At 63.6% G+C, this 24,716-nt stretch carries 20 protein-coding genes; 14 read left to right on the top strand and 6 right to left on the bottom strand.

Annotated features, from left to right (window positions below; all coding sequences use genetic code 11):
• Positions 1-1,427: nucleobase:cation symporter-2 family protein (locus tag VDP79_RS14860; protein WP_323018929.1), on the bottom strand; the 1,427-nt coding region annotated here is incomplete at its 3' end.
• 277 nt (positions 1,428-1,704) lie between these two features.
• On the opposite strand from VDP79_RS14860, the gene hutC reads away from it, so the two are divergent.
• Complete coding sequence (gene hutC / locus VDP79_RS14855) at positions 1,705-2,436, top strand: histidine utilization repressor (protein WP_323018928.1); 732 nt, start codon at positions 1,705-1,707, stop codon at positions 2,434-2,436.
• Here the strand turns inward: hutC and hutG are convergent.
• Both hutG and VDP79_RS14845 read right to left on the bottom strand, forming a co-directional pair.
• A complete protein-coding gene (gene hutG / locus VDP79_RS14850; RefSeq protein ID WP_323018927.1) occupies positions 2,433-3,383 on the bottom strand; it encodes a formimidoylglutamase in 951 nt (316 codons plus the stop codon). The genes hutC and hutG overlap by 4 nt on opposite strands.
• A 6-nt stretch (positions 3,384-3,389) precedes the next feature.
• Positions 3,390-4,562: an alpha-hydroxy acid oxidase gene (locus tag VDP79_RS14845; protein WP_323018926.1), complete on the bottom strand. Its 1,173-nt coding sequence runs from the start codon at positions 4,560-4,562 to the stop codon at positions 3,390-3,392.
• A 359-nt stretch (positions 4,563-4,921) separates the two neighbouring features.
• Between VDP79_RS14845 and VDP79_RS14840 the strand changes: the two genes are divergently transcribed.
• From VDP79_RS14840 to hutH, 7 genes are all read left to right on the top strand, one after another.
• A complete protein-coding gene (locus VDP79_RS14840) occupies positions 4,922-5,743 on the top strand; it encodes a transporter substrate-binding domain-containing protein (RefSeq protein WP_323018925.1) in 822 nt (273 codons plus the stop codon).
• 115 nt (positions 5,744-5,858) lie between these two features.
• Positions 5,859-6,509, top strand: a complete 651-nt coding sequence (locus VDP79_RS14835) for an amino acid ABC transporter permease (RefSeq protein WP_323018924.1) — start codon at positions 5,859-5,861, stop codon at positions 6,507-6,509.
• Positions 6,510-6,523: 14 nt separating this feature from the next.
• The gene (locus VDP79_RS14830; RefSeq protein WP_323018923.1) at positions 6,524-7,174 is read left to right on the top strand and encodes an amino acid ABC transporter permease; all 651 of its coding nucleotides are present in this window, start codon (positions 6,524-6,526) and stop codon (positions 7,172-7,174) included.
• Between the two features lie 33 nt (positions 7,175-7,207).
• On the top strand, positions 7,208-8,011 hold the full coding sequence (locus VDP79_RS14825; RefSeq protein ID WP_323018922.1) for an amino acid ABC transporter ATP-binding protein: 804 nt from the start codon (positions 7,208-7,210) through the stop codon (positions 8,009-8,011).
• A gap of 19 nt (positions 8,012-8,030) precedes the next feature.
• Entirely contained in the window at positions 8,031-9,248 is a 1,218-nt protein-coding gene (locus VDP79_RS14820; RefSeq protein WP_323018921.1) for an amino acid aminotransferase, read from the top strand.
• Positions 9,249-9,357: 109 nt separating this feature from the next.
• Positions 9,358-11,079 carry a urocanate hydratase gene (gene hutU, locus VDP79_RS14815; RefSeq protein WP_323018920.1) on the top strand — a complete coding sequence of 574 codons (1,722 nt, stop codon included), beginning with the start codon at positions 9,358-9,360 and terminating at the stop codon, positions 11,077-11,079.
• 1 nt (position 11,080) lies between these two features.
• A complete protein-coding gene (gene hutH / locus VDP79_RS14810; RefSeq protein WP_323018919.1) occupies positions 11,081-12,601 on the top strand; it encodes a histidine ammonia-lyase in 1,521 nt (506 codons plus the stop codon).
• On the opposite strand, the gene hutI is transcribed toward hutH, so the two are convergent.
• Together hutI and ssb are read right to left on the bottom strand one after the other, a co-directional pair.
• The gene (gene hutI / locus VDP79_RS14805) at positions 12,586-13,836 is read right to left on the bottom strand and encodes an imidazolonepropionase (protein WP_416233123.1); all 1,251 of its coding nucleotides are present in this window, start codon (positions 13,834-13,836) and stop codon (positions 12,586-12,588) included. The two genes, hutH and hutI, sit on opposite strands and share 16 nt — an antisense overlap.
• Positions 13,837-13,993: 157 nt before the next feature.
• Complete coding sequence (ssb, locus tag VDP79_RS14800; protein ID WP_323018918.1) at positions 13,994-14,476, bottom strand: single-stranded DNA-binding protein; 483 nt, start codon at positions 14,474-14,476, stop codon at positions 13,994-13,996.
• Positions 14,477-14,818: 342 nt separating this feature from the next.
• Here ssb and VDP79_RS14795 point away from each other — a divergent pair, with 342 nt between their 5' ends.
• From VDP79_RS14795 to VDP79_RS14775, 5 genes are all read left to right on the top strand, one after another.
• Entirely contained in the window at positions 14,819-16,420 is a 1,602-nt protein-coding gene (locus tag VDP79_RS14795) for an ABC transporter substrate-binding protein (protein ID WP_323018917.1), read from the top strand.
• Between the two features lie 91 nt (positions 16,421-16,511).
• Entirely contained in the window at positions 16,512-17,540 is a 1,029-nt protein-coding gene (dppB, locus tag VDP79_RS14790) for a dipeptide ABC transporter permease DppB (protein WP_323018916.1), read from the top strand.
• A complete protein-coding gene (gene dppC / locus VDP79_RS14785; protein WP_323018915.1) occupies positions 17,537-18,427 on the top strand; it encodes a dipeptide ABC transporter permease DppC in 891 nt (296 codons plus the stop codon). Before dppB ends, dppC begins: the two co-directional genes overlap by 4 nt.
• Positions 18,428-18,437: 10 nt before the next feature.
• On the top strand, positions 18,438-19,433 hold the full coding sequence (dppD, locus tag VDP79_RS14780) for a dipeptide ABC transporter ATP-binding protein (RefSeq protein WP_323018914.1): 996 nt from the start codon (positions 18,438-18,440) through the stop codon (positions 19,431-19,433).
• Positions 19,430-20,461, top strand: coding sequence for a peptide ABC transporter ATP-binding protein (locus tag VDP79_RS14775; RefSeq protein ID WP_323018913.1), 1,032 nt, complete (start codon positions 19,430-19,432; stop codon positions 20,459-20,461). Before dppD ends, VDP79_RS14775 begins: the two co-directional genes overlap by 4 nt.
• Before the next feature lie 105 nt (positions 20,462-20,566).
• Here the strand turns inward: VDP79_RS14775 and VDP79_RS14770 are convergent, their stop codons facing one another.
• A complete protein-coding gene (locus tag VDP79_RS14770; protein WP_323018912.1) occupies positions 20,567-21,769 on the bottom strand; it encodes an MFS transporter in 1,203 nt (400 codons plus the stop codon).
• Positions 21,770-21,855: 86 nt separating this feature from the next.
• On the opposite strand from VDP79_RS14770, the gene uvrA reads away from it, so the two are divergent.
• Complete coding sequence (uvrA, locus tag VDP79_RS14765; protein WP_323018978.1) at positions 21,856-24,714, top strand: excinuclease ABC subunit UvrA; 2,859 nt, start codon at positions 21,856-21,858, stop codon at positions 24,712-24,714.
• The last annotated feature ends 2 nt before the right edge of the window (positions 24,715-24,716 follow it).

Raw genomic sequence — 24,716 nt, 5'->3', positions numbered from 1 at the left:
TTGAAGAACACGTTCAGCAGCACAGCCGACAGGGACGTTAGCAGGATCCCGGATTCGATCAGGGGATGGATGGCGTGCGGCATCCACTGACGGAAATTCGGGGCGACCACGGGGATCATGCCCATACCGATGGAAATGGCCACGATCATGGCGTTGTTGCGGTTCTTGACGAAGTCCACCCCGCCCAGGATGCGGATGCCGGTGGCCGTGACCATGCCGAACATGACGATGCCTGCGCCGCCCAGCACTACGGTGGGCAGGGATTCGACCAGGGCGGCCAGTTTCGGCAGCAGGCCCAGCACCACCAGGATCACGCCGCTGGCCACGCAGACAAAGCGGCTGCGCACGCCGGTGACGGCGACCAGGCCGACGTTCTGGGAAAAGCTGGAATACGGGAAGGTATTGAAAATACCACCGATCAGGGTGCCCAGGCCGTCGGTGCGCAAACCGCGCGCCAGGTCTTTCTGGTCGATCTTTTTACCGGTCATATCCGACAGGGCCAGGAACATGCCGGTCGATTCGATCAGGATGACGATCATGACCAGCGTCATGGTCAGGATCATCCAGAAATCGAATTTGGGCATGCCGAAATGAAAGGGCATGACAACGTCCACCCAGTCGGCCTTGGCGACCTTGTCGAAATGCATGATGCCCATGGCCGTGGCGATCACCGCCCCGACCACGATGCCCAGCAGCACGGCGATATTGCCCAGAAAGCCCTTGCAGAATTTGGCGATCAGCAGGATGGACACCAGGACGATGCCGGCGATGCCCACACCGGTCAGATCAGCGTATCGGGGATTGGGGATGGTCGGCAAAATCGCCAGCCCCTGCGGCACTGCCGGCACGGGTGATCCGGGCGCCCCGGCAGCTGCCTGGGCGCTTTTCAGCCATTCGACGTAGTTGGGATCGACGATCGACGGCGCGGTGGGGCCGAAGGGATTGCCGAAGATCCAGTTGATGCCCACACGCATCAGCGTGATGCCGATGATGGCGATGATGGTGCCGGTGACCACAGGCGGGAAAAACCGCAGCAGCCGGCTGATCCAGGGGGCGATGATGATGGTGATGATCCCCGCCGCGATGATGGTGCCAAACAGCAGCTGGGCGCCCTCGTGCCCTGGGTTGCTGCTGGCGATGTGGATCATGGGTCCGACCGGCGCGAAACTGACGCCCATGATGACAGGCAGCTTGATACCGAACCACTGCGTGGCGCCCAGCGACTGGATGATGGTGGCCAGGCCGCAGGCGAACAGATCGGCGGCGATCAGCAGGGATACCTCGTGGGCATCCAGATTCAGGGCGCGGCCAATGATCAAGGGCACGGCGACCGCGCCGGCATACATAACCAGCACGTGTTGCAAGCCCAGCGCGGTGAGCTTGCCCATCGGCAAGATTTCATCGACCGGGGCGACGGCATTGCTCATGGTTGTCTCCAGATTTTGATATGCCTGTCGCACACGGCATCCCCATGGTCTGCACGCGGATCAGGCAATTTCAAGCAATGTACCGAAGACCCATCGACGCGACCATAGGAAAAGCGCCATAAGGTGCTTTAAGGTTTACGCATAATTCCGGGATAACCCTGGGGTTTTGGGCGCAGCACGAGATCGCCCGCCCCTGCGCCAGGGAAAACACCTAGCAGCGAAGTCCGCCGAAAGGTTCGCATAGAATATGCCCTATCCGACAGACAGGGAACACGACATGCGCCGTCACGCTCAGGTTACTGAGACCGCCACGCGGGCGACGCCCGCCTATCAGCGCATCAAGGACTACGTCCTGCAGCAGATCAGCAGCAGCGTCTGGACCGAAGGCGATCTGATCCCGACCGAACTGGCGCTGTGCAAGCAGTTCGGGGTGTCGCGCATGACAGTGCATCGCGCACTGCGCGAACTGACCGCTGATCAGGTGCTGTTGCGCTATCAGGGGTCGGGCACGTATGTGGCGCCGGCGAAAATCCCGTCCACCCTGATCGAGATCCGCAGCATCGCGCAAGACATCCGCGACCGGGGACACACCCATTCCTGCCAGGTCCTGCTGCTGGAAAAAAGCAAGGTGAGCACCGCGCAGGCGCAGCGTTTTCACCTGCGGGCAGGCGCCCCGCTGTTTCATTCGATCATCGTGCACTATGAAAACGCAGTACCGATCCAGCTGGAAGACCGCGTGGTCGATGCGCGGCGCCTGCCCGACTATCTGCAGCAGGACTGGTCGCAGACGACGCCCAATGAATATCTGATGCACGCCGCCCCCGCACCGGCAGGGCGCTACACGATCGAGGTCAAGCTGCCCCCGATCAATGTGGCGGAGCCGCTGGACATCCCGCTGGAGCAACCCTGCCTGGTGCTGGACCGCACGACGTTTTCAGGCGGGGCGTTCGCATCCCAGGCGGTGATGTGGTACCCCGGCAACCGCTACAAACTGGCGGGACAGGCCTAAGGCTGCAGCAGCACCCAGGCCAAACGGGCGGCGACCCGTGCGGTATGGTTGTCGATATCGAATTCAGGATTGAATTCGGCCATGTCGGCCAGACGCAGTTTGCCGGACGCCTTGATCCGGCGGGCGCAGGCCTCGACCACCGCCAGCGGCACCCCCAACGGGGCCGGGGCGGACACGCCAGGCGCCGTGGCAGCCGGCAGCACGTCCAGGTCAATGGTCAGATAAACGTGGTCGGCATCGGCCAGCAGGCGGTCCAACTCGATTAAGCGCTGATCCAGATGGCGTTCCTGCATCCGATCGTCTTCGACGTAGTGCACCCCCAGCGCCCGGGCATGTTCGTACAGGCCGGCGGTATTGCCCAAGGGCGAAATGCCCAGCACGGCGTAGCGCACCGGCAGGCCGCGCTGGCGGCTGTCTTCCAGGATCTGATCGAACGGCGTGCCGGAACTGCCGGGGCGGCTGGTGCGCAAATCGAAATGCGCATCCAGGTTCACGATCAGCAGCGACCCGCCGGGGCCCTGCGAGCCATACAGATGATCGCGCAGCCCCTGAAAATCCCCCCAGGCGATTTCATGCCCGCCGCCAGTCACGACCAGCCGCGCACCCGTATCCAGAATGGCGGCTACCCGCGCGCCCAACGCTGCCTGGGCGGATTCCAAGGCGTCGCCTTCACAGGCGATGTCCCCCGCATCCCACAGCGCCGGCAGTCCATGAGCCGGCAGCCCGGCCAGCAGCCGGCGCACCTGCACCGGCCCCCCCGCAGCTCCTGGCCGACCATGATTGCGCCGCACCCCCGCATCGCTGGCAAAACCCAACAGCACGCTATCGCCGCGCTGCCAGGCATCGTCGTGCCGCACGACTTGAAACAACCGCCGAGTGTCGCCCTGCTCGGCAGAGTCATCCCGACCTTGCCAGACGTTGGAGGAAAGCGTGTCATGTGAATTCATCGCAGGTCATGCCTCTTGAGATTGGAAAATACCAGGGTTCAGCAGAATCGATGCATCCACGTCCCGGACGCTGGTGCGGCCGCAAAATGCCATCGATACGCTGAGTTCATTGGCGATCAGGTCCAGGCAGCGCTGCACGCCCGGCTGACCCATCGCGCCCAGCGCGTACAGAAAGGCACGGCCGATCAGCACCGCCCGCGCGCCCAGCGCCAAGGCGCGCAACACGTCCTGCCCGCTGCGGATTCCGCCATCCAGCAGGACTTCGATCTGCGAGCCGACCGCATCGACAATCGCCGGCAGGGCGGCGATGCTGGATGGCGCGCCGTCCAACTGCCGGCCGCCATGATTGGATACGATCAAGGCATCGGCCCCCGCATCCACGGCATGCCGGGCATCCTGCGCATCCAGCACGCCCTTGACGATCAGTTTGCCGCCCCAGCGCTGCTTGATCCATTCCAGATCCGCCCAACTGAGCGTCGGATCGAATTGCTCCGCCGTCCAGGTGGACAAGGAGTGCAGATCGCTGACGCCTTTGGCATGGCCCAGAATATTACCGAACCCATGCCGGCGGGTCTGCAGCATGTGCCAGCACCAGCGCGGCTTGCCCGCCAGATTCAGCAGATTGGCCAAGGTGGGGCGCGGCGGGGTGGACAAACCATTTTTGATGTCCTTGTGCCGCTGGCCCAGCACCTGCAAATCCAGGGTCACCATCAGGGCCGAACACCCTGCCGCCTTGGCGCGGTCGATCAGGTCGCCGATGAAATCGCGGTCGCGCATGACATACAACTGGAACCAGAAAGGGCGCTGCGTCCGGGCCGCCACGTCCTCGATCGAGCAGATGCTCATGGTGGATAGCGTAAAGGGGATGCCGCAGTGCTGCGCAGCCCGCGCGGCCAGGATCTCGCCGTCCGCCCATTGCATGCCGGTCAAGCCCGTGGGCGCCAGGATCACCGGCATGGCCAGGTCTTCCCCCAGCACAGTGGTGCGCAGATCCCTGCGCGAGATGTCCAACGCCACCCTTTGGCGGAATTGCAGGCGCTGCAGATCGGCGCTATTGGCGCGGTATGTCTGTTCTGTCCATGAACCGCTATCGACATAGTCATAGAACATGCGAGGCACGCGGCGGCTGGCCAGACGCCTGAAGTCCTCGACACAGGTCATTTTTTCAAGACTGGGCATGACGTCTCCGGTTGATTGGACGATGTTCCGCAGCTTACCCGGTCGGCAGCGGACTGGATCCGGACAAGCTGTCGCTCTATTGTATATACATTTAAAACAAGGATAAATCAAGACTTTCCAGCATGGCGATCCATGAATGCCACAGCTGAATTCCAGACCTGTCGGGGCCCGTCAGGATTTACCCTTATTTTCCCAAAGCCCCCTGTAATTTGCATGACAAGAATCATTGACAGCGCATTTCAAATGTATATACTTTTCGCCAGGATCGGAACTTTGCCGTTCTGATCCCGACATCCAACACACGTCAAAAAAACAGGCGCTGCCGCAAGCAGCAGCTCATCAAACACCAGGAGACATACATGCAGAAAACCTTGAAATGGATGCTGGCCGGCAGCTGCCTGGCGCTGGCGCCCCTGATGGCGGCGCACGCCGACCAACTGGCGGACATCAAGGCAGCCGGCGTCATGACCATGGCCACGGACATGCAGTTCGTACCGTTCGACTTCATCCAGAAGAACCAGCACATGGGGTTCGACAAGGACTACTTCGAGGAAGTCGGCAAGGCCATGGGCATTGAGGTCAAATTCCTGGATCTGCCCTGGACCGGCACGCTGGCCGGCCTGGAAGCCAAACGTTTCGACCTGGTCGCCGCCCCCGTCATCGTGACCAAAGAGCGCAAGACCCGCTATCACTTCACCCTGCCCATTGCGGACGCTACCGTCGCCTTCCTGAAACGCGCCAAGGACACGTCCGTGAACAAGCCCGAGGACGTCGCCGGCAAGGTGATCGGGGCGCAGCGCGGCACTTCGCAACTGGCGCAGATGAAGGAATTCGCCGCCACCCTGAATCCCGCTCCCGAAATCCGCGAATACGTGGACGTCAACCAGGCGTATGCCGATCTGGCCAATGGCCGGCTGTCCGCCGTCGCCAATGCGGTGACCAACATCTCGGCGGCCGCGCGTGAACGCCTGGGTACGTTCGAAGTGGTCAAGCCCAGCTTCGGCAAACCGGCCTATTACGCGTTCCTGGGCCGCCTGGGCGCAGACAGCGACTCGCTGATCAAGGCTATCGACGACGCCACCCTGGCCATGCACAAGGATGGCCGCATGGAGGCCCTGCAAAAGAAATGGTTCGGGGCCAAGATGGATGTCCCGACAGCAGACTTCACGCCGGCGCTCTGACATCCGGTTGTTCCTGGCCGCACGCTGACGCGGCGGCCAGTCTTTGAATCCGGCTGCAGGCCTGCCCAGACGATGACCCGTCCAGGCCTGCGCTCAAAGCGCGACAGTCACGACGATGCAAGCCGAGTCTTTTTTTTCCAGTACCTTGTTTTTCCTGCTGCAAGCCTCGCAGATGACGATCTTCGTGTCTGCCGTGGGCCTGCTGGTGGGGTTCGTCATCGCCATCGCCGTGGTCAGCGCCTGTTTGTCGCCGACCGCCGGCGCGCGACGCATGGGCAATCTGTATACCTTCGTTTTCCGCGGCATCCCCTTGCTGGTGCAATTGATGCTGGCGTTCTATTTCCTGCCGGCACTGGGGATCCAGGTCCCCGCCTGGGCGGCGGCGGTATTGGCGGTGTCGCTGTGTGAAGGCGCCTACATCGGCGAAATCCTGCGCGGCGGTTTTCTGGGCATTCCCGCTGGCCAGATCGAAGCCTGCCAGATGCTGGGCCTGTCCAAGCTGGACATTCTGGTCCGCATCAAGATTCCGCAGGCCCTGAAGCTGACCGCGCCATCCCTGGTCAACGAGGTCATCCTGCTGGTAAAGGCCTCATCTCTGGTGTCCGTTGTAGGCGTAGCGGAAATCACGCGCACGGCGCAAAACATCGCGGCCAGCACGTTCCGGCCGCTGGAAGCCTACGCCATGGCGGGTCTGGCGTATATGGTGCTGTGCGGCATGCTGGCTGCGCTGGGGCATTACATCGAACGACGCTACAGAGAGGCCTGATCATGTTGTCCAATATGGATTTATTCAGAGAATACGGCCCGCAGGTGCTCAGCGGTTTCGGCATCACGGTGCTGTGCTGGGCGGGCGCTGTGATCCTGGGCGTCATCATCGGCGCGCTGATCGCCGTCGTGCAACTGTTTGCCAATCGCTGGGTGCGCGCCGTCTTGCGTCTCTATATCGAGATCCTGCGCACCACGCCCTTTCTGGTGCAGCTGTTCCTGCTGTACTACGGCGGACCGCATTTCGGGCTGGCGCTGGATGCCCTGGATACCGGCGTGGTCGCCCTGGCGATCTATGGCAGCGCATATTTCGCCGAAATATTCCGCTCTGGCTTTCTATCCGTGCCCCATGGCCAGATAGAGGCCGCCAACTGCCTGGGCATTTCGCGCCTGCACACCATCCTGCGCATCCAGCTGCCGCAGATGCTGGTCATCATCACGCCGGCGCTGATCAATATGATCATCATTCTCAGCAAAGAGACATCCGTGCTGTCCATCATCACGGTGCCCGAGCTGACCGCCATCCTGACGCAGATCGGTTCCGAGCAGTTCATCTATGTGCAGACCACCCTGATCCTGTGCGTATGCTACCTGCTGCTGGTGGGCGTGACGCAGAAACTGGGCAATTGGGCGGAAATCAGAGTCGGCCATTTCCTGCAGCGCTAAGCCCAACCCATTCAACCTTATCCGGTTTTTCCTATGACCCAAGATTCTCTCCTGATCGAGGTACGCGGCATCAGCAAACGCTTTGGCGACACCACGGTGCTGAACGACATCTCTCTGGACATCCGCAAATCCGAAGTGCTGTGCATCATCGGGCCATCGGGTTCCGGCAAAAGCACGTTGCTGCGTTCGATGGCGTTCCTGGAAAAATATGATTCGGGCGACATCCTGATCGAAGGCGAACTGCTGGGCTACGTCGACCAGAACGGCGCCCGGCGCGATGCCACCGTCGCAGAAATCAACCATGTGCGGCGACACGTCGGCATGGTGTTCCAGCAATTCAACCTGTGGCCGCACATGACGGCTCTGGGCAACGTGGCCGAGGCCCTGGTCCGTGTCAAACGCCTGTCGCGCGACGAGGCCCGTAAAAAAGGCATGGCCCTGCTGGAGCGCGTGGGCCTGGCCAGCCGGGCCGATGCCCATCCGATCCGCCTGTCGGGCGGCCAGCAGCAGCGCGTCGCCATCGCCCGGGCGCTGGCCATGGAACCGCACATCATGCTGTTCGACGAACCGACCTCGGCCCTGGACCCGGAACTGGTCGGAGAAGTGCTGCAAGTCATGAAAGACCTGGCCCGGGAAGGCATGACGATGGCCGTGGTCACCCACGAAATGGGCTTTGCCGCCCAGGTCGCCGACCGGGTCGCTTTCATCGACCAGGGGCAGATCGCCATCAGCGGGCCGCCCAAAGAGCTTTTTCGCAATGTGCAGCATGAACGGCTGAAGCAGTTTCTGCAGAACTACCTGGATCGCAATGCATTCTGGGGGCAGGAAGATTCCTGATCCCATTCGAGGCCTAGCTATGATGTTTTCCCACCTTCCGGATTTCGCCGGCGACCCGATTTTCGAGCTCAGCAATCGCTGCCTGCGCGATCCGCGCCCCGGCAAGATCAATCTGACCGTCGGCATGTACTACGATGAAGCGGGCCGAATTCCCGTCCTGCCTTCAGTCCTGGCCACCCAGCGCCTGCTGCTCGAGGCGCCGCAATCATCGTCCTACCTGCCCATCGAAGGGCTGACCGCCTATCGGCATGCCGCCCAGCGACTGATCTTTGGCCGCGACAGCCAGGCGCTGGCCGATGGCCGCATCGCCACCATCCAAAGCGTGGGCGGCACCGGGGCGCTGAAAATCGGCGCGGAATTCCTGCACACCGCGTATCCGGACAGCGAGATCTGGATCAGCGATCCGGCCTGGTCCAATCATTTTGCCGTCTTCGAGGGCGCCGGCATCCGTACGCACCGCTACCCCTACGTGGATGCGCGCACGGGCCTGCCGTCTTTCGACAGCATGCTGCAAGCCTTTGAAAAAATCCCCGTGCACGGCATCGTGCTGCTGCACGGGTGCTGCCACAATCCCAGCGGCGCCGATCTGACGCTGCCCCAGTGGGAAGCCCTGATCCAGCTGTTTCGCCAGCGCCAGTTGATCGCCTTCGTCGACCTGGCCTATCAAGGGTTCGGCGATGGCGTGGACGAAGATGCTGCTGCCGTGCGTCTATTGGCGCAGTCGGGGCTGGCGTTCCTGGTCGCCAGCTCTTTTTCCAAAAACTTCGCGCTCTATGCGGAACGCTGCGGCAGCCTGTCTGTCGTCTGCCAGGACGCCGCCCACACCGATCGCGTCACGGGTCAGCTGGCAGCCGCTGTCCGGCGCACATATTCCAATCCGCCCGCACACGGCGCACGCGTCATCGCCACGATCCTGGACTCTCCTGAACTGGCGGCCCAGTGGCGTGCCGAGGTCGACGCCATGCGCGGCCGGATCCTGCACATGCGCGCCCTGGCCCACGAACAGTTGGCGCACAAGGCCCCGGGATACCAGGCCGACTACCTGATCCGGCAAAAGGGCATGTTCAGCCTGACCGGTCTTAGCCGCCCGCAGATCATCAGCCTGCGTGAACAGCATGGCGTCTATCTGCTGGATTCCGGACGGCTCTGCATTCCAGGATTGAATCCAGGCAATATCGAGCGCTTCACCGACGCCCTGGTCCGGGTGCTGGCCGACTGCCCGGTTACCCCCGGATAACTTCCACTGCGCCGCCGCTGCGGCGCTGCGCCCCCTACTCTCAATCCACGATAGCCGCCCTTTTTTATTTTTAAATGTATATACATATAAACCCCACAAGGAGCCCGCGATGAGCACTGCCCCACACACCAACGACCCGCGTTACGACGCCAGCCGCGAAATCCATGCCCCCACCGGATCGTCATTGCATTGCCGCAACTGGACGATCGAGGCCGCCTACCGCATGATCCAGAACAACCTGGACCCGGCCGTGGCGGAAAACCCCAAACATCTGGTGGTGTATGGCGGCATCGGTCGCGCGGCACGCAACTGGGCCTGCTACGACGCCATCCTGGACAGCCTGCGCAAGCTGGGCGAAGACGAAACCTTGTTAGTGCAATCGGGCAAACCGGTGGGGATATTCAAGACCCACGCGGATGCGCCGCGCGTGCTGATTGCCAATTCCAATCTGGTACCCAAGTGGGCCACCTGGGAAAAATTCAATGAACTGGACCAGGCAGGCCTGTTCATGTACGGCCAGATGACGGCGGGCAGCTGGATCTACATCGGCAGCCAGGGCATCGTGCAGGGTACGTACGAAACATTCGTCGAAGCCGGGCGCCAGCATTTCGGCGGATCGTTCGCGGGCCGCTGGATCGTGACGGCGGGCCTGGGCGGCATGGGCGGCGCGCAGCCGCTGGCGGCGACCTTTGCCGGGGCCTGCTCGCTGACCATCGAATGCCAGCAGTCGCACATCGATTTCCGGCTGCGCACCCGGTATCTGGACAAGCAGGCCCGCGATCTGGATGAAGCCCTGGCCATGATCGCCGAACACACGGGCCGCAAGGAAGCCGTGTCCATCGGCCTGCTGGGCAATGCCGCCGATATCCTGCCGGAACTGGCACGCCGCGCCCAGACGGGCGGTCCGCGCCCGGACCTGGTCACCGACCAGACATCGGCCCACGATCTGATCCACGGCTATCTGCCGTCGGGCTGGACAGTGGCGCAATGGCAGGCCGCCCAGCACGATCCGGCCCAACACACCCGCCTGCGGGCTGAGGCAGCGCAATCCTGCACCCGCCACGTACAGGCTATGCTGGATCTGCATGCCCTGGGCATTCCCACGGTGGATTACGGCAACAACATCCGCCAGGTGGCTTATGACGAGGGCATCACCGACGCCTTTGACTTCCCCGGTTTCGTGCCGGCCTACATCCGGCCGCTGTTCTGCGAAGGCAAGGGGCCCTTCCGCTGGGTGGCGCTGTCGGGCGACCCGGAAGACATCTACGCCACCGACCGCAAACTGAAAGAACTGTTCCCCGACAATCATCACATGATCCAATGGCTGGACATGGCGCGCGAGCGCATCGCCTTCCAGGGCCTGCCGGCACGCATCTGCTGGCTGGGCCTGGGCGAACGCCACCTGGCCGGACTGGCGTTCAATGAGATGGTGCGCACGGGCGAGCTGAAAGCCCCGATCGTGATCGGGCGTGACCATCTGGACACGGGATCGGTGGCCAGCCCCAATCGCGAAACCGAAGCCATGCGCGACGGCACGGATGCAGTATCCGACTGGCCCCTGTTGAATGCCCTGCTGAACACGGCGGGCGGCGCCAGCTGGGTGTCGCTGCACCATGGCGGCGGTGTCGGCATGGGCTACAGCCAGCATGCAGGCATGGTGATCGTGGCCGACGGCACGGATGCCGCCGCCCGCCGCCTGGAACGCGTATTGATCAATGACTGCGGCAGCGGCGTGATGCGCCATGCCGACGCCGGCTACGAGCTGGCCATCAAGACCGCCCGGAATTTCGGCCTGAATCTGCCGATGATCGATTCTTCCAAAGGAAACTGAGATGAGCAACACGCTGACCCTGAACCCCGGCACATTGAACCTGGACCAGCTGCGGCGCATCTGGCTGGGTTCCGTCACCCTGGATCTGCCCGCCCAGGCCTACGCCGACATGGATGCCTCGGCTGCCGTCGTGCAAGCCATCATTGACCGGGGCGATCCCGCCTATGGCATCAACACCGGTTTCGGCAAGCTGGCGCAAACGCGCATCCCCGACGACCAGCTGCAGACCCTGCAGCGCAATCTGATCCTGTCGCATTCCGTGGGCGTGGGCGACCCGCTGGACGCCCGTGTAGTGCGCCTGCTGATGGCGATGAAGGTCGCCAGCCTGGCGCGCGGCTATTCCGGCATCCGATCCAGCGTGGTGCGCACCCTGCTGCAGGTATTCAATGCCGGCCTGATCCCGCACATCCCGGAAAAGGGATCGGTAGGCGCATCCGGCGACCTGGCGCCCTTGTCGCATATGACCCTGGCGCTGTTCGGCGAAGGCCGCATCCTGTGCAAAGACCAGTGGCTGCCGGCAAAGGAAGCGCTGGCCCTGGCGGGTATCGAACCCATCCACTTAGCCGCCAAGGAAGGCCTGGCGCTCATCAACGGCACGCAGGTATCCACCGCCCTGGCGCTGCACGGGCTGTTCCTGTCGGAACACCTGTTCGACAGCGCGGTGCTGGCCGGGGCGCTTAGCGTGGACGCCGCCAAGGGCAGCGACGCGCCGTTCGACCCGCGCGTGCATGAAATCCGCGGCCAGCCGGGGCAGATCGAAGTCGCCCGTCGCTATCGGGCATTGCTGGCAGGCAGCGCGATCCGGGCATCGCACCTGGTGTCGGACAACAAGGTTCAAGACCCCTACAGCCTGCGCTGCCAGCCCCAGGTGATGGGCGCTATCCATGATCTGATGGATCAGGCATCGCGCACCTTGCTGATCGAAGCCAACGCCGTGACGGACAATCCGCTGGTGTTCCCCGGGCGCGACGGGCAGCCGGACCAGGTGATTTCGGGCGGCAATTTCCACGCCGAACCCGTGGCCTTCGCCGCCGACATTCTGGCGCTGGCGATTGCGGAGATCGGCGGCCTGGCCGAACGCCGCGTGGCGCTGCTGATCGATGCCAGCATTTCCGGCCTGCCACCCTTCCTGGTCCCCGAACCGGGGCTGAATTCCGGTTTCATGATCGCGCACGTGACCGCCGCCGCCCTGGCATCGGAAAACAAATCGCTAGCGCACCCGGGCAGCGTGGACAGCCTGCCCACGTCGGCCAACCAGGAAGACCACGTCAGCATGGCGACGTTCGCCGCCCGGCGGCTGGCCGACATGGCCAGCAATACGGCGCACATCATCGGCATCGAGCTGCTGTGCGCCGCCCAGGGCATCGATTTCCACGCCCCGCTGACCACATCGGCCCCATTGCAGGCGTTGCACCGGCAAATCCGCCAGGACGTGCCGTTCTATGACCGCGACCGCCTGCTGGCCCCCGACCTGGACATCATCGGACGCCGGGTGCTGGAAGGCAGCTATCGGGCGGATTGAAAGGCGATGCTGCCGCGTCGCACGGACATCCGGCAGCGCGGCAGGCCCATCCAATAAGCCAGTTCCGCCGGGCTGTCGACATCCCAGACCGCAAAATCGGCAGGATGGCCGACAGCCAGGCGCCCGCTGACGCCCGCGCACCCCAGTGCATCAGCGGCATGGCGCGTGACGCCATCCAGGGCCTCGCCCACGGTCAGGTGAAACAGCGTGCAGGCCATGTTCATCATCAGCAACAGGGACGTGGCCGGCGACGTGCCGGGATTGCAGTCGGTCGCCAGCGCCATGGGCACCCCATGGCGACGCAGCAGATCGATGGGCGGCAAGTGCGTATCCCGCAAAAAATAATAGGCGCCCGGCAGCAGCACGGCCACCATGCCGGCGTGGCGCATGGCTTGCACACCGGCTTCATCCAGCCATTCCAGGTGATCCGCCGATAGCGCGCCATACTGCGCCGCCAGCGCCGCACCGCCCATCAGGGACAATTGTTCGGCATGCATCTTCACCGCCAGGCCGCGTTGCGTGGCAGCCTGCAGCACGCGCTCGGCCTGCGTCAGGCTGAATCCGATGCTTTCGCAAAAGACGTCCACCGCATCGATCAGGCCTTCATCGTGCAGCGTCGGCAGCAAGGTGTTGCAGACCAGATCGATGTAGTCATCCGCCCGGTCTGTGTATTCCGGCGGCAGGGCATGCGCCCCCAGAAACGTGGTGCGCACCGTGACGGGGCGGGCTTCCCCCAGACGCCGGGCGACACGCAGCATCTTGCGTTCGGTCTCTAGGTCCAGGCCGTAGCCGGACTTGATTTCGATGGCGGTCACGCCTTCGGCCCGCAGGGCGTCCAGTCGCGTCAGCGCCTGTTGGAAGAGCGAGTCTTCGTCGGCGGCCCGCGTGGCGCGCACGCTGGACACGATCCCCCCGCCCTGCCGGGCGATGTCCTCGTAGCTGGCCCCCGCCAGGCGCAAGGCGAATTCGTCCGCCCGCTGACCGCCGTGAACCAGATGGGTGTGGCAATCGATCAGGCCGGGCGTAACCAGAGCGCCGCCCAGATCGTGCTGCTGCGCGTTCTGGAAACCGGCAGGCGCCCCGCCGGCATCGCCCAGCCACGCAATGCGCTGACCTTCGACCGCCAGATCGCATAGCGGGATCGGCCCGGACTGCCAGCCGGGCGGCACGATCCGCAGATTCTTCCACAAGATGCGATCGGACGGCTGTGCGCTGGCTTCCTGAAAAGATGACATATGAAGGAATGTCCTCTAATTTGTATAGACAATATGGGGATTATGCCTGCACATGAGGACTGCCACAAGAGCGGAAGCGGTTGTTAGGCGGACAACAAAACCCCCGGCGAACAGGCGTTGGCCGGGGGCTCGAACGGACCGCCGTATAGGCGTAGCGTCAGAACGGAATATCGTCATCCATATCCGCCAGATTGCTGGCGGGCGCAGCAGCCGGAGCCGCCGGACGCTGCTGCTGCGGCGCGCGGCGCGCGGGGGCCTGCGAAAAGCCGCCGGTATCACCGTCGCCGGCGGATTCGCCGCCGTCGCGGCCGCCCAGCATCTGCATCTGATCGGCCACGATGTCGGTGCTGTAGCGATCAGCGCCGGTTTCCTTGTCCTGCCATTTACGGGTTTTCAGGCGGCCTTCGACATAGACGGACCGGCCCTTGCGCAGGTATTCGCCGGCGATTTCGGCCAGGCGGTTGTAGAACACCACGCGGTGCCATTCGGTTTCTTCGCGGCGTTCGCCGGATGCCTTGTCTTTCCAGGTGCTGGTGGTGGCAATGGACACATTACAGATGGCGGCGCCGTCGGGGCTGTAGCGGACCTCCGGGTCGCGCCCCAGGTTGCCGACGAGAATGACTTTGTTGACTGAGGCCATGGTGGGAATCCTGTGGTTGAACGATGTAGCTGCCATTATCGGGGATTTGATCGCCTCGAGGCCATCAAATCGTATCAGATGGACATTATTGCCCAAACGGGTTTACCCCAGCAAAAGGGTGGAGCACCCCGACCGCCGTCGAGGTAACACCCGAGCGCTTTCCACTGCCCGCCGCACCGATGCTGCATAATCTGAAAAAATGCACCAACACCAATGAATACGCCGCTTTCCAAAAGTTGCGCATCCACGCATTCGGGTAATCCTTGATGCCCCAACACTACGGTTCAAACGGCGTTTCATGCTATGTTCACGCAGATTCACGCATTCATGCGAGGAGAGAAAATGAAGATTTCCAAAAAGACACTGAGTCTACCCCTGATTTCCATGGCCCTGGCGGTAGGGTCCGCCCAGGCGGCCACCAGCACCTACGTCTATTGTTCCGAAGGTTCGCCCGAAGGCTTCAATGCGGCGTTCTTCACCTCTGGCACCACCAACGACGCCACGCACCCGATCTTCGACCGCCTGGTTGAGTTCAAGGCCGGCACCACGGAAATCATTCCGGGCCTGGCTGAATCCTGGGACGTCAGCGAAGACGGCAAGACCTATACCTTCCACCTGCGCAAAGGTGTGAAGTTCCATTCCAACAAGACATTCAAGCCGACCCGCGATTTCAATGCGGATGACGTGCTGTTTTCTTTCCAGCGCCAGAAAAACGCCGACCACCCTTACCATAAGGTCTCCAACGGCTCGTACCAGTATTTCAACGGTATGGGCATGGACAAGCTGATCGACAAGGTCGAAAAGGTCGACGCCCAGACAGTGCGCTTTGTCTTGACGCGTCCGGAAGCCCCCTTCCTCGCCAACCTGGGCATGGATTTCGCATCCATCCAGTCGGCTGAATACGCCGATGCCATGATGAAGGCCAAGACCCCGACCAAGGTCGACACCGACCCGGTCGGCACCGGTCCGTTTGAATTCGTCACCTATCAGAAAGACGCCCGCATCCTGTACAAGGCCAACGAGGCATACTGGGGCGACAAGGCCAAGATCGACCGCCTGGTCTACGCCATCACCCCGGACGCATCTGTGCGCTATGCCAAGCTGCAGAAAAACGAATGCCAGTCCATGCCCTACCCCAACCCGGCCGACCTGGAATCCATCCGCAACAATCCGGATGTCCAGCTGCTGGAACAGGCGGGCCTGAACGTCGGCTACCTGTCGTTCAACACCGAAAAGAAACCCTTCACGGATGTGAAGGTGCGCCAGGCGCTGTCCATGGCGATCGACAAACCGGCCATCATCAAGGCCGTGTTCCAGGGCGCGGGCCAGCCGGCGAAAAACCTGCTGCCGCCCACCATGTGGAGCTACAACGACGCCGTGCAGGACTGGCCGCTTGACGTAGCCAAGGCCAAGGCCCTGCTGGCCGAAGCCGGCTACCCCAACGGGTTTGAAACGGACTTGTGGGCCATGCCGGTGCAGCGCCCCTACAACCCGAACGCCCGCCGCATGGCCGAAATGATCCAGTCCGACTGGGCCAAGATCGGCGTCAAGGCGAAAATCGTCTCCTACGAATGGGGCGAATACCTGAAACGCACCAAAAACGGCGAACACCAGACCATGCTGATCGGCTGGACGGGTGACAACGGGGACCCGGACAATTTCCTGGCCACGCTGTTCAGCTGCGCCGCAGTCCAGAACGGGTCCAACTATTCCCGCTGGTGCTACAAGCCCTTCGAAGACCTGATCCAGCCGGCGCGGACCACGTCCGACCACGCCAAGCGTGTCGAACTGTACAAGCAGGCCCAGGTCGTCATGCACGAACAGGCGCCCGCCGTCATGATCGCGCACTCCACGGTCTTCGAACCGTTGCGCAAAAACGTGCAAGGCTATACCGTATCCCCGGTGGGCCGGCACATCTTCGACCACGTCAGCCTGGGCAAATAAGCGCCTGAACTGACCCGATCCGGGCCCCGGCATCGTCCGGGGCCCGTCCGCTGCGTCTCTGCGCCTGCGACACCCCCACAGGCTTTGCCTCATGTTCTCTTTCATTCTCAAACGCGTCGGCCTGGCTATTCCGACGTTCATCGGCATTACCCTGCTGACGTTTGCCTTTATCCACCTGATCCCCGGCGACCCCGTGCAGATCATGGCAGGCGAACGGGGGCTATCCCCCGAACAGCACGCCGCCATGATGACTCAATTGGGCCTGGATCAGCCGCTGATCACGCAATATTTCCACTATATCTGGGGCGTGCTGCACGGCGACCTGGGCACCTCGCTGACCACCCGCGAGCCCATCTGGTCCGAATTCGTGCCGCGGTTCCAGGCCACTCTGGAACTCAGCGTCATCGCCATGATCATCGCCCTGGCGATCGGCATCCCGGTCGGCGTGCTGGCGGCGGTCAAACGCGGTTCCTGGTTCGATCACATGTCCATCACGGCGGCCCTGACAGGCTATTCCATGCCGGTGTTCTGGTGGGGCCTGATGCTGATCATGCTGGTGTCGGTCCAATGGGATCTGATGCCCGTGTCCGGGCGCGTCAGTGCGGCGCTGTTTCTGGACCCCAGCAATCCGTTGACGGGATTCATGCTGATCGACACCCTGCTGTTCGGCGAAGCGGGCGACTTCTGGGATGCCCTGCATCACATCATCCTGCCAGCCTTTGTCCTGGGCACCATCCCGCTGGCGGTGATCGTGCGCATGACGCGGTCCTCCATGCTGGAAGTGCTCAACGAAGACTACATCCGCACGGCCCGCGCCAAAGGACTATCGCGGTTGCGCGTCGTGGTGGTGCATGCCTTGCGCAATGCGCTGCTGCCGGTCATCACGGTGATCGGCCTGCAGGTCGGCGTGCTGATGGTCGGGGCGATCCTGACCGAAACCATTTTTTCCTGGCCTGGCATCGGCCGCTGGCTGATCCACGGACTGGAGCAACGCGACTATCCGGTGGTCCAGGGCGGCGTGCTGATCGTGGCGACCTTGATCATTCTGGTGAATATGTGCGTCGACATTCTGTACGGCCTGGCTGACCCGCGAATCCGTCAGCAACGGGGGCGCAAATGACTGAACTGACAACTTCCATGCCGGCCCCTCCCGGGCCATTCAAAGCCTTCTGGCAGGATTTTTCCCGCAATCGCGGTGCGCTGATCGGGCTGCTCTACATTCTGCTGATGCTGTTTGTCGCCGTGGCGGCCAACCTGATCTCGCCGCATGATCCGGCCATGCAGTTCCGCGACCACCTGCTGCAGCCCCCTGTCTGGCACCCGGACGGCAGCTGGCAGTTCATCCTGGGCACCGACGATGTGGGCCGCGACATCCTGTCACGCCTGATCTACGGCGCACGCCTGTCGCTGTTGGTGGGTTTCCTGGTCGTCAGCGTCTCGCTGGTGCTGGGGATCTTCTTTGGCGTGCTGGCGGGCTATATGGGCGGCGTGGTGGACATCAGCATCATGCGCCTGGTGGACATCATGCTGGCGCTGCCCAGCCTGCTGCTGGCTCTGGTGCTGGTGGCGATCTTCGGGCCGTCCATCGTCAACGCATCCCTGGCGCTCAGTTTCGTGGCCCTGCCGCACTATGTGCGATTGAGCCGCGCCGCCGTGCTGCGTGAAATGACCCGCGACTACGTGATCGCCTCGCGCGTGGTGGGCGCGGGCGCCTGGCGGCAGATGTTCATCAACATCCTGCCCAATTGCGTGGCGCCGCTGATCGTGCAGGCATCTTTGGGCTTTTCCAACGCCATTCTGGATATGGCTGCCCTGGGATTCCTGGGCATGGGCGCCCAACCGCCGACCCCGGAATGGGGCACGATGCTGGCCAATGTGCTGCAGTTCGCGCAAAGCGCCTGGTGGGTCGTGACCTTCCCCGGCTTGGCCATTTTGCTGGCGGTGCTGGCATTCAATCTGATGGGCGATGGTCTGCGCGATGCGCTGGACCCGCGCCTGAAAGTCTAAGAGGCAGACCATGCTGGAAGTTCGCAATCTGTCCGTGCATTTCGGTGATGAGTCGGCCCCCTTCAAGGCTGTCGACCGCATCAGTTATCACGTCGAGGCCGGCGAAGTCGTCGGTCTGGTGGGCGAATCGGGCTCGGGCAAATCCGTCAGCTCGCTGGCCCTGATGGGGCTGATCGATTTCCCCGGCCGGGTGCAGGCCGATGCCTTGCGTTTCGAGGGCCAGGATCTGCTGGCCCTGCCGGAAAAGAAACGCCGCGAAATCGTCGGGTCGCGGGTGTCCATGATTTTCCAGGACCCCATGACCAGCCTGAACCCCTGTTATACCGTGGAATACCAGATCGCCGAGGCGCTGCAGGCGCACCAGGGCGGATCGCGGCGCGCGTTGCGGGCGCGGGTGCTGGAACTGCTGGAACAAGTCGGCATCCCGGACCCGGTGTCACGCATGAAGGCCTATCCGCATCAGCTATCGGGCGGCATGAGCCAGCGCGTGATGATCGCCATGGCGATCGCCTGCAATCCGCGCCTGCTGATCGCCGACGAGCCCACCACGGCACTGGACGTGACCATCCAGGCGCAGATCATGGACCTGCTGCTGTCGCTGCAGCGGCAGCAAGGCCTGGGTCTGGTGCTGATCACCCACGACCTGGCGCTGGTCGCCCAAGCGGCGGACCGCATCCTGGTGATGTACGCCGGACAGATCGTGGAATCCGGTTCGGCCAAGGACATTTTCCGCCGTCCGCGCCACCCCTATACCCAGGCCTTGCTGCGCGCCCTGCCCGAATTCTCCCAAGATGCAGACCGGCTGGTCTCGCTGCCTGGCGTGGTGCCGGGGCGCTATGACCGACCGCGCGGCTGTCTGCTAAGCCCCCGCTGCCCCTATGCCACCGACCATTGTCGTGCGGTAGAACCCGCGCTGACGGGCCCCGAAGGCAGCCAGGTGAAATGCCACACCCCACTGGACGACCAGGGCTTGCCGACCGCGCAGTCCACCGAGATTTCCGCATGAATACCACGTCCCACTCCGCCGCAGACACCAGCAGCCACGCCCCCGACACCGGCGGCGACGATATTGTCCTGCAAGCCATCGATCTGAAGCGCCACTACCCGGTCGAAAGCGGTTTCCTGAAGCCCAAACGGTCCGTCAAGGCCTTGGACGGGGTGTCCTTTTCCCTGCACACAGGGAAAACGCTGGCCGTGGTCGGCGAATCGGGTTGCGGCAAATCGACCTTGGCCCGGGTGCTGACCATGATCGAGCCGCCCACTGCGGGCCAGCTGCTGTACCGCGGCCAGGATGTCTCCCAGACCAGCGCTGAACTGACGCGCCTGCGCCGCCAAAAAATCCAGATCATTTTCCAGAATCCCTATGCCTCGCTGAATCCGCGCAAGCGCATCAGCGCGATCCTGGAAGAACCGCTGGTGATCAATACCAAGATGGATGCCGCCCAGCGCAAGGCGCGCGGGCAGTCCATGATGGAACTCGTCGGCCTGCGGCCCGAACACTACGACCGCTATCCGCACATGTTTTCAGGCGGCCAGCGCCAGCGCATCGCCATTGCGCGCGGCCTGATGCTGGATCCGGAAATCCTGGTCGCCGACGAGGCGGTATCGGCCCTGGACGTATCCGTGCGGGCACAGGTGCTGAACCTGATGAAAGACCTGCAGCGCGACCTGGGTCTGTCCTACGTGTTCATTTCCCACGACCTGTCGGTGGTGGAACACCTGGCTGACGAAGTCATGGTGATGTACCTGGGCCGGGTGGTCGAACAAGGCAGCAAGGCCGCGATCTTCGGCCAGCCGCTGCACCCCTATACCCAGGCGCTGCTGTCGGCCACGCCCCGTCTGAACCAGGAAGGCCACGGCGAACGCATCCGCATTTCCGGTGAACTGCCCAGCCCCCTGAACCCGCCGCCCGGCTGTCCGTTCAGCAGCCGCTGTCCGCGCGTCATGCCGGTCTGCCGCGAAGCCCTGCCTGAACTGAAAATGCAGGGCGGACGCCTGGTCGCCTGCTATGCGGTGGAACAGGATCTGGCATGAGTCCGGACCGCTTGCAAGCGGTGAGTGGGCGAACAACGCAGCAGACCTGCTCTCCGCACTGAAGCCAAGAGCGGGGGGGCTTAAGCCACGCCGGGCGCCCGGCGTCTAGCGCCCCGGGCGGATTTCCTTGAAACCCCGGGCGGTATACAGCCAGACCACAGCCAGCATGGCGCTGACCCAGAACACCATGGACGGCCCGCTGGTGCGCACCAGGATGCCGCCCAGCACGCCGCCGGCGAACACGCCCAGCGACTGAGCCGTGTTGTAGAACCCCAGCGCCAGGCCCTTGAGAGCAGGCGGCGCCACCCGCGACACCAGGGATGGCTGCAGGGCTTCCAGGATGTTGAAGCAGACGAAAAACCCGATGAGGGCGATCACCACCAGGGCGAAGGAATCCATCAGCCAGGGCAATGCCCCCAGCGTGACGGCCAGCCCCAGCACCGCCCATTCCAGGGCCGGCTTATGCGCCTTGCGGGTTTCGGTGTAGAACACCGCGGGCACCATCAGCACGAACGACGCCAGGATCACCGGCAGGTAGACCTGCCACAGGCTGCCGGAATCCAGGCCGCCCAGCCGCCCCAGCATGCCCGGCGCCACCATGAACAGCGCCATCAGGATGAAATGCAGGCAGAACACGCCGAAATTCAAGCGCAGCAGGTCGCGGTGCGCCAGTACGTCGTGCGGCGTCGCCTGAATGATGTCAGCCTCGGACTTGGGCACATCGGGCACGAAGAACATCGCGATCAACAGGCAGACGAAGCCCAGCAGGCTGATGGCCCAGAACAGGCCCGACAGGCCGAATTCACCCACCAGCAGGGGGGACAGCACCAGCGACAACGCAAAGGAAATGCCGATGGACCCGCCCACCATCGCCATGGCCCGGGTGCGGACTTCGGGGCGGGTGGCGTCTGCGATCCAGGCCGTGATGGCGGCCGACACGGCCCCCAGGCCCTGCACCACGCGCCCCACCGTGACCCAGTCCACATCATTGCTCAGGGCGCAGATGACGCCGCCGATGACGAACAGCAGCATGCCGAAGACGATGATCGGCCGGCGCCCGTAACGGTCGGACGCCATGCCCAGGGGGATTTGCATCACGGCCTGCGTCAAACCATAAGCGCCCAGCGCCAGACCCACGCGGACCGGGTCGTCCCCGCCGACCAGCGCCCCCGCAGCGACGGCGAAAATCGGCGTCAACAGGAACAGGCCCAGCATGCGGGCGGCAAACAGCATCGCCAAGGCGATGCTGCTGCGCCGTTCCAGCGCGGTCAGCTTCAAAGCGGGGTTCGATGAACGGGATGACGTCATGTGGGGCGTATTTCCAGTCGGATAAGCAAGGGCTGCGCGTTATAGTAGCAAGTTGGCCTTTGAAGAACCTGAACTACCCTACCGGCATGGACGCCATCTGCATACGCGGTGCTCGCACCCACAACCTGAAGAACATCTCGATCGACCTGCCGCGCCGCCAGCTGGTCGTCATCACCGGCCTGTCCGGTTCGGGTAAATCGTCGCTGGCATTCGACACCCTGTACGCAGAAGGGCAGCGGCGCTATGTAGAAAGCCTGTCGGCCTACGCACGGCAGTTCCTGCAGATGATGGACAAGCCCGATGTGGACGTGATCACCGGCCTGTCGCCGGCCATCGCCATCGAACAAAAGACCGCCGGCCACAACCCGCGATCCACCGTGGGCACAATCACCGAAATCCACGATTATCTGCGCCTGCTGTACGCCCGGATCGGCACGCCCTACTGCCCGGACCATGATCTGCCGCTGCGGGCGCAAAGCGTCAGCCAGATGGTGGACCAAGTGCTGACCCGCCCGGCAGACACCCGCCTGGCGATCCTGGCCCCATTGGCGCGCCAGCGCCAGGACGACCTGGCCGCCGAATGCCGGCGGCTGCAGGCCCTGGGATTCGTGCGTGCGCGCATCGACGGCGAGATCCACCCCATCGACGGCAGCGCCCCCCTGCCCCAACCCGACGGCCCCTGGAGCCTGGATGTCGTGGTGGACCGCCTGCGGGCCCGCCCTGACAACCGCCAGCGGCTGGCTGAAAGTTTCGAGACCGCCCTGGATCTGGCCCAAGGCCGCGCCGGGGTGCTGGACCTGGATACGCAGGAAGAATGGTCGTTTTCCGCGACCTACGCCTGTCCGGTCTGCGCGCGCGGCATGGGCGCCCTGGAACCGCGCCTGTTCAGCTTCAACAACCCGGTGGGGGCCTGTCCCACCTGTAACGGCCTGGGTCAGGTGGATTCCTTTGACCCGGACCGTGTCGTGGCGTTTCCCGAACTGGGCCTGGCGGCAGGCGCCATCCACGGCTGGGATCGGCGCAATGCGTTCAGCTACGCCATGATGGCCAGCCTGGCGCAGCACTATCACTTCAGCCTGGACACGCCGTTCCAGGACCTGGACGCCGCCATCCGCAGCTATATTTTGCATGGTTCCGGCGCCGAGGAAATCGCCTTTCAGTATCTGGGCGAGGGCGGCATCCCCGCCATCCGCCGGCATGCCTTCGAAGGGGTCATCCCGAACCTGGAACGGCGCTGGCGCGAAACGCATTCCAATGCCGTGCGCGAAGAACTGGGGCGGCTGCGCCATACCAGCAACTGCCCGGACTGCCGGGGCGCGCGCCTGTGCACCGAGGCCCGTCACGTGCTGATCGGCACGGACCCCGGCCCCGGCCAGCGGCGCGGGCGCGCCATCTACGACATCGAAGCCCTGTCGCTGGCCGACTGCCGCCGCTGGTTCCAGGAATCAGAGATCGGCGGGGCGCGGCGCGAGGTCGCCGAACGTATCGTGCACGAAATCCGCGCCCGGCTGGACTTCCTGGACAACGTGGGCCTGGGCTACCTGTCGCTGGACCGCAGCGCCGACACGCTGTCGGGCGGCGAGGCCCAGCGCATCCGCCTGGCCAGCCAGATCGGATCCGGCCTGACGGGGGTCATGTACGTGCTGGATGAACCGTCCATCGGTCTGCACCAGCGCGACAACCGGCGGCTGATCGACACCCTGCAGCAGTTGCGCGACCTGGGCAACAGCGTGATCGTGGTGGAGCACGACGAGGACATGATCCGCGCCGCCGATCACGTGCTGGACATGGGGCCGGGCGCGGGCGAACAGGGCGGTTATGTCGTCGCCCAGGGAACGCCGCAGGACATCGCCGCCCAGCCGCAATCGCTGACCGGCCAGTATCTGTCCGGCGTGCAGTGCATCGCCCTGCCAGAGCGCCGCCCTGTTGCCGCCGACAACCCAGACCAGCCCTGGCTGCGGGTACTGGGCTGCCGGGGCAACAATCTGCAGGGAGTGGATCTGAGCCTCCCGGTCGGGCGCTTCACCTGTGTGACCGGGGTGTCAGGGTCGGGCAAATCGACCCTGATCAACGACACGCTGGTGGCGATCATGAGCCACCGCCTGAACCGCGCCCAGACGACGCCCGCGCCCTTTGACCGCCTGGAAGGCCTGGAGCATTTCGACAAGATCATCAGCATCGACCAGAACCCCATCGGCCGCACGCCGCGCAGCAATCCCGCCACGTACACGGGGCTGTTCACGCCGATCCGCGAACTGTTCGCCGGGGTGCCGGAGGCCCGCTTGCGCGGCTACGATGCGGGGCGCTTTTCCTTCAACGTCAAAGGGGGGCGGTGCGAAGCCTGCCAGGGCGACGGCATGGTGCGCGTAGAAATGCATTTTCTGCCCGACATGTATGTCCCCTGCGAGGTCTGCCAGGGGCTGCGCTACAACCGCGAAACCCTGGATATCCGCTACCGGGGCCACACCATCAGTGACATCCTGGACCTGACGGTCTCCCAGGCGCTGGAGCTGTTCGCCGCCGTGCCGACCGCCGCCCGCAAGCTGCAGACCCTGATGGATGTGGGCCTGTCCTATATCCGTCTGGGCCAGAGCGCGACCACCTTGTCGGGCGGCGAGGCGCAGCGCATCAAACTATCCCAGGAGCTGTCCCGGCGCGGCTCGGACCGCACACTGTATGTGCTGGACGAACCCACCACGGGTCTGCACTTCCACGATATCTCGGTATTGCTGGATGTCTTGCAGCAGCTGGTGCAGGCCGGCAGCACGGTGTTGGTCATCGAGCACAATCTGGACGTGATCAAGACCGCCGACTGGGTGGTTGACCTGGGCCCTGAAGGCGGGGCCGGCGGCGGACGGATCGTGGCGCAGGGAACGCCGGAAACCATCGCCGCCAGCCCGGACAGCCATACCGGCGCCTGGCTGAAAACCATACTGGGCAAATAGGC

The sequence above is a fragment of the Castellaniella sp. genome (genome assembly GCF_034675905.1).
Lineage (GTDB): Bacteria > Pseudomonadota > Gammaproteobacteria > Burkholderiales > Burkholderiaceae_B > Castellaniella.
Note: the sequence above shows the minus strand (reverse complement) of the source record. Positions and strands in the feature narration are given on the sequence as shown.

Excerpts from the sequence above, each read along its gene's own strand:
- VDP79_RS14845 (WP_323018926.1), bottom strand. The coding sequence starts at position 4,562 with ATGCCCAGTCTTGAAAAAATGACCTGTGTCGAGGACTTCAGGCGTCTG.
- VDP79_RS14770 (WP_323018912.1), bottom strand. The coding sequence starts at position 21,769 with ATGACGTCATCCCGTTCATCGAACCCCGCTTTGAAGCTGACCGCGCTG.
- dppC (WP_323018915.1), top strand. The coding sequence starts at position 17,537 with ATGACTGAACTGACAACTTCCATGCCGGCCCCTCCCGGGCCATTCAAA.
- ssb (WP_323018918.1), bottom strand. The coding sequence starts at position 14,476 with ATGGCCTCAGTCAACAAAGTCATTCTCGTCGGCAACCTGGGGCGCGAC.
- dppB (WP_323018916.1), top strand. The coding sequence starts at position 16,512 with ATGTTCTCTTTCATTCTCAAACGCGTCGGCCTGGCTATTCCGACGTTC.
- hutI (WP_416233123.1), bottom strand. The coding sequence starts at position 13,836 with ATGTCATCTTTTCAGGAAGCCAGCGCACAGCCGTCCGATCGCATCTTG.
- VDP79_RS14795 (WP_323018917.1), top strand. The coding sequence starts at position 14,819 with ATGAAGATTTCCAAAAAGACACTGAGTCTACCCCTGATTTCCATGGCC.
- hutH (WP_323018919.1), top strand. The coding sequence starts at position 11,081 with ATGAGCAACACGCTGACCCTGAACCCCGGCACATTGAACCTGGACCAG.
- VDP79_RS14830 (WP_323018923.1), top strand. The coding sequence starts at position 6,524 with ATGGATTTATTCAGAGAATACGGCCCGCAGGTGCTCAGCGGTTTCGGC.
- VDP79_RS14820 (WP_323018921.1), top strand. The coding sequence starts at position 8,031 with ATGATGTTTTCCCACCTTCCGGATTTCGCCGGCGACCCGATTTTCGAG.
- hutU (WP_323018920.1), top strand. The coding sequence starts at position 9,358 with ATGAGCACTGCCCCACACACCAACGACCCGCGTTACGACGCCAGCCGC.
- hutG (WP_323018927.1), bottom strand. The coding sequence starts at position 3,383 with ATGAATTCACATGACACGCTTTCCTCCAACGTCTGGCAAGGTCGGGAT.
- uvrA (WP_323018978.1), top strand. The coding sequence starts at position 21,856 with ATGGACGCCATCTGCATACGCGGTGCTCGCACCCACAACCTGAAGAAC.
- dppD (WP_323018914.1), top strand. The coding sequence starts at position 18,438 with ATGCTGGAAGTTCGCAATCTGTCCGTGCATTTCGGTGATGAGTCGGCC.
- VDP79_RS14835 (WP_323018924.1), top strand. The coding sequence starts at position 5,859 with ATGCAAGCCGAGTCTTTTTTTTCCAGTACCTTGTTTTTCCTGCTGCAA.
- VDP79_RS14840 (WP_323018925.1), top strand. The coding sequence starts at position 4,922 with ATGCAGAAAACCTTGAAATGGATGCTGGCCGGCAGCTGCCTGGCGCTG.
- VDP79_RS14825 (WP_323018922.1), top strand. The coding sequence starts at position 7,208 with ATGACCCAAGATTCTCTCCTGATCGAGGTACGCGGCATCAGCAAACGC.
- VDP79_RS14775 (WP_323018913.1), top strand. The coding sequence starts at position 19,430 with ATGAATACCACGTCCCACTCCGCCGCAGACACCAGCAGCCACGCCCCC.
- hutC (WP_323018928.1), top strand. The coding sequence starts at position 1,705 with ATGCGCCGTCACGCTCAGGTTACTGAGACCGCCACGCGGGCGACGCCC.